Annotated in this window: 5 protein-coding genes and 1 pseudogene; all 6 read left to right on the top strand. The window is 65.8% G+C overall.

What is annotated here, in order from left to right; translation table 11 throughout:
• The first annotated feature begins 149 nt into the window (after positions 1 to 149).
• On the top strand, positions 150 to 932 hold the full coding sequence (locus B3587_RS13040) for an ABC transporter ATP-binding protein (protein WP_292729345.1): 783 nt from the start codon (positions 150 to 152) through the stop codon (positions 930 to 932).
• A complete protein-coding gene (locus B3587_RS13035) occupies positions 922 to 1,755 on the top strand; it encodes an ABC transporter permease (RefSeq protein WP_292729342.1) in 834 nt (277 codons plus the stop codon). The genes B3587_RS13040 and B3587_RS13035 overlap by 11 nt, the downstream gene beginning before the upstream one ends.
• A gap of 2 nt (positions 1,756 to 1,757) precedes the next feature.
• Positions 1,758 to 2,645, top strand: coding sequence for an ABC transporter permease (locus B3587_RS13030; RefSeq protein ID WP_292729339.1), 888 nt, complete (start codon positions 1,758 to 1,760; stop codon positions 2,643 to 2,645).
• 7 nt (positions 2,646 to 2,652) lie between these two features.
• Positions 2,653 to 3,687, top strand: coding sequence for an adenosine deaminase (locus B3587_RS13025; RefSeq protein ID WP_292729336.1), 1,035 nt, complete (start codon positions 2,653 to 2,655; stop codon positions 3,685 to 3,687).
• Positions 3,684 to 4,301, top strand: coding sequence for a helix-turn-helix domain-containing protein (locus B3587_RS13020; protein WP_292729333.1), 618 nt, complete (start codon positions 3,684 to 3,686; stop codon positions 4,299 to 4,301). The genes B3587_RS13025 and B3587_RS13020 overlap by 4 nt, the downstream gene beginning before the upstream one ends.
• Positions 4,298 to 4,768 (top strand): annotated as a pseudogene (locus B3587_RS13015) (hypothetical protein); the annotation flags it as partial. The gene B3587_RS13020 and the pseudogene B3587_RS13015, both read left to right, overlap by 4 nt.

Genomic DNA, 4,768 nt, shown 5'->3' with positions numbered 1-4,768 from the left:
CTCGAAGAGGTCTACGCCGAGAACCCCGACCTGATCGCCTACGCGGGCTGATCAGAAACACGCAAGGAGAATCCATCGTGACCGAACCCACCGCATCCGGTTCAGTACTCACGACGGGCTCTGCCGAGACCGGTGCCCAGGGCGAGTCCCTGGGCACCGGCCTGCAGATCTCCGGACTGAACAAGGTCTTCACCACCGGAAGAAAGACCGTCACGGCGCTGCAAGACGCCAACCTTCACACTGAGCAGGGAACCTTCCTCTCCCTCCTCGGACCATCAGGATGCGGAAAGTCGACAATCCTGCGCATCCTCGCCGGTCTCGAACAGCCCACCAGCGGCACAACCCGCGTGGATGGGAAGAGCCCGAAGGAACTGCGCAAAGAGAACAAGCTCGGCATCGCCTTCCAGGATTCGGCGCTGCTGCCTTGGCGCAGCGTGCTCTCGAACATCCGGCTCCCCTTCGAGATCGCGGGAGCCTCGGTCGACAAGGCTTACGTCGACGAGATGATCGCCCTGGTCGGCCTCAAGGGCTTCGAGAAGGCCAAGCCGGCGCAACTGTCGGGTGGCATGCGCCAGCGCGTGTCGATCGCGCGGTCGCTGATCATGAAGCCCGAGGTCCTGCTCTTCGACGAGCCCTTCGGTGCCCTCGATGACATGACCCGGCAGAAGCTCAACCTCGAGCTGCTGCGCATCTGGACCGAGAAGCCTGCGACCACGCTCCTCGTGACCCACGGTATCTCGGAGGCCATCTTCCTCTCCGACCAGGTTGCGGTCATGAGCCCGCGGCCCGGTCGGGTCAAGGAGGTCATGACCATCGATCTTCCCCGTCCCCGCACGCCCGAGATGATGCGCACCCCTGAGTTCCACGCGTATGTCGACCAGGCATCCGAGTTGCTGTTCGGTGCCGGAGGAGCAGCGGCGGATGACCACTGAGAACCCCACGCGCGGGCGCGCGATCGAGTGGGAGGACTTCCGTCTTCCCCCGTGGCTGATCGGGGTCATCGGTGGCATCGGCATCATCCTGCTGTGGTGGATACTGGCAGCCACCGTGTTCTCCAACGTCGGTCCCTCGGGTGCCAGCGCGATTCCCACGCCGTTCCAGGTCATCCAGGTCATGATCGAGACAGGCCCGCAGTACTACCTCAACAACTTCGCCGTCACCCTCGCCGAGGCCGGCGTCGGCTACCTGTGGGGCAACGGACTCGCCCTGCTGCTGTCGGCGTTCGTGCTCCTCGTGCCGCGGCTCGAGGGTGTCGCGATGCAGCTCGCGATCCTCACGTACTGCATCCCGATCGTTGCGATCGGCATGCTCGCGGTCATCGTCATCACCCCTCCCAAGGTCGGTGAGCCCAGTGGCACGGCCATCCTTCTCGCTGCGCTGTCGGTGTTCTTCACGACGGTCGTCGGCGCGCTTCTGGGCCTGAAGTCAGCAGACAAGTCGAGCCTTGACCTGGTCACGGTGTACGGCGGATCGAAGCTCACCCAACTCGTGAAAGTGCGGCTGATCGCGGCGCTCCCGGCCACGCTGAGCGCCCTGCAGATCGCGGTGCCCGCCGCGTTCCTCGGTGCGGTGCTCGGTGAATTCTTCGGCAAGATCGAGGTCGGCGTGGGTCTCGCGATGATCCTCGCCCAGCAGGCCTCGAACGGACCGCAGGTGTGGGCGCTGGCGCTTCTGAGCGGCGGCGTCGCGCTTCTCGGGTTCGCGCTCGTCGGGTGGATCGCCAAGGCGATCGCCCCCTGGTCGAAGGGACGTTGACGATGGCTCTGCAGACCCCCTCCCTCGCGACCGGCACCACGCAGTTCGCGGAGATGAACGCGCTCAGCCAGAAGCTGCGCGCCCAGTCCACCCGCGCCGTGCTGCGGGCACTCGGTTGGTCAACCCTCACCTTCGTGCTCACGATCGTCGCCGTCCTGGTCATCTGGGTCGGACTGCTGTGGGCCTTGCAGCTCTCGCCCCTGATCGCCAAGGGCCCCGTCGACGTCTGGAACTGGCTGTTCACCGTTCCGGCAGCTGAGGCGAACCGGGCGATGCTCATGGGCAACCTCGCGGTCACCCTCGGGGATGCCGCGATCGGATTCGTCGCGGGCCTCGTCGTCGCCCTCGTCGCGGCGATCGCGTTCGAACTCAACAAAGGCATCGAGCACGCCCTCATGCCGGTCGCGATGCTGCTGCGGTCGGTGCCGCTGATCGCGATGGCTCCGGTCATCATCCTGATCTTCGGTCGCGACTTCTGGACGGTGGCCGTCATCGGTGGCATCGTCGTGCTCTTCCCCGCTCTCGTGAACATCTCGTTCGGTCTCAAGTCCGCGCCGCCGATGATGAACGACCTCGTCGATGTCTACGGCGGGGGTGCGTTCACGAAGCTGCGCAAGGTGGCGTTCCCCTCCTCACTTCCCGCCTTCTTCGCCGCGGTGCGCATCTCGGTACCCGGTGCCATCACCGGGGCGCTGCTTGCCGAATGGCTCGCAGTCGGCGGCGGTATCGGCGGATCGATCGGCGGATTCATCCCGCAGGCGCAGTTCGCGGCACTCTGGGCATCCGTCGTGGCGGTCACCGCCGCATCGCTCGTGCTCTACAACCTCATCCAGATCGTCGAGGATGTCGTGCTGGCACGCATGGCGATGCACCCGCAGAAGGGCATCTGAGCGGACCATGGCACAACCCGAGCTGGCGAGCTTTGCCCGCGGGCTTCCGAAGGCCGAGCTGCACCTTCACCTCGAGGGGACGCTCGAGCCGGACATGATGTTCGCGCTTGCGCAGCGCAACGGTCTGACCCTGCCCTACAGCGATGTCGCAGCCGTGAAGTCTGCGTACGACTTCACCGATCTGACGAGCTTTCTCGCGGTGTACTACCCCGCGATGGCGGTGCTGCAGACTGCCGACGACTTCCATGACCTCGCCTGGGCGTACCTGCTGAAAGCGAAGGAGCAGGGCGTCGTGCACGCCGAGCTGTTCTTCGATCCGCAGGCTCACACCGGGCGGGGAGTTCCCTTCGGGACAGTGATCGGCGGCTATCGGCGCGCGATCGTGCGGGCTCAAGCAGAGCTCGGCATCTCGGCGGAGTTGATCTTGTGCTTCCTGCGCGATCTCTCGGCAGAACACGCGATGTCGACACTGCTGGAGGCCCTGCCCTACCGGCACTGGATCATCGGGGTAGGCCTTGACTCCGATGAGCGCGACAATCCTCCGGCGAAGTTCGCGGCAGTGTTCGAGCGGGCTCGCGCCGAAGGGTTCCTGGTCACGATGCACTGCGACATCGACCAGCCCGGGTCTATCGAGCACATCCGTCAGGCGCTGGAGTTCGGCGTCGATCGCATCGACCATGGCACCAACATCGTCGAAGACCCCGCGCTGGTCGCGACAGTGCTCGAGCGCGGCATCGGGCTCACCTGCTGCCCCGTATCGAACTCCTTCGTCACCGAGCAGATGAAATCCGACGAGATCGTCTCGCTGCTGCGCGCCGGGGTCCGGGTGACGATCAACTCCGACGACCCCGCCTACTTCGGCGGTTACGTCGGCGACAACTACGTGGCACTTGCCGAGCAGGCCGGGCTTGCGGCATCCGATCTGGTGGACCTTGCGCGCAACTCGTTCCACGCCTCGTGGCTGACCCCCGCGCGCCGGGCCGCCTACCTCGCGCAGGTCGACGAGTACGCCCGCGCCGGAGGGGTACGCTCGGCCGCATGAGCGTGCCCGACGGTCTCGACGAGCGTGCCGCAGGCGCTCGCCTGGGAAGCCACATCCGGATGCTGCGCAAGACCCGCGGGCTGACTCTGGTGCAGCTGGCCGAGCGCACCGAACTCTCGCATCCCTTCCTCAGCCAGCTGGAGCGAGGGCTCGCGCAACCGAGCCTGGGGTCGCTTCGGCGTATCGCGATCGCGCTCGAGACCAGTCCGATCGAGCTCATCGCCGCCGCAGACGCGCCCGAGGAGTCCGGCTCGTTCGTCGAGGTCAGCCGCCCCGGTGAGGGAGAGATCCCCGACGGGTTCGCGTCGGGAACGGCACGGATGCTGGCACAGCGCGCGCGCACGTTCCACCCGATGGAGGTCGTCTCCGACAGCCTCGAACCGGGCGAGCGATTCGTCCACGCCGAAGACGAGTTCCTCTACGTGATCGAGGGGCACGTGCGCATCGAACTGGGCGATCAGACGTGCGATCTGGACCCGGGAGCATCTGTCTACTACACCGGCGGCACCACGCACCGGTGGTGGTCGGCGGACGGGCAGCCCTACCGGCTCCTCGTCGTCAAGCAGGTCCCTGGGCGTACGGCTCCGCGGGCATCGGAAGAGGAAAGCGCGTGATCTCATACGTCGACTACCTGCGGCTCTTGCCCAAGACCGAGTTGCACTGTCACTTCGCGTCGACGATGAGCTCCGAACTGTTCATCGAGCTTGCCGCGAAGCACGGTGTCGAGCTGCCCACGACAGACCCCGATGAGCTGTTCGATTTCGCGCACCTCGTCGATTTTCTGGTCGCATTCCGTTTCGCGCATGATGTGCTGCGGGACCCCGACGACTTCGAACGCGTGGCGTACGACGGTGTCGCTTCGGCCGTCGCCGACGGCAACCTTCGGTACCGTGAGTACTACGTCAATCCGCAGTACTTCGCCGAGCGCGGTCTCTCCTACACGGACGTCATCGACCCGATCATCGCGGGGCTGGCACGGGCCGAGAAGGACTTCGGCGTCGGATTCCGGGTCGTCGTGGCGATCAACCGGCGGGCTGACGCGGCATCCGCCGTCGATCTCGTGCGCGAGATGATCGCGCAT

Origin of the sequence: Microbacterium sp. UBA837 (genome assembly GCF_002296025.1) — a bacterium.
Taxonomy (GTDB): Bacteria; Actinomycetota; Actinomycetes; order Actinomycetales; family Microbacteriaceae; genus Microbacterium.
Note: the sequence above shows the minus strand (reverse complement) of the source record. Positions and strands in the feature narration are given on the sequence as shown.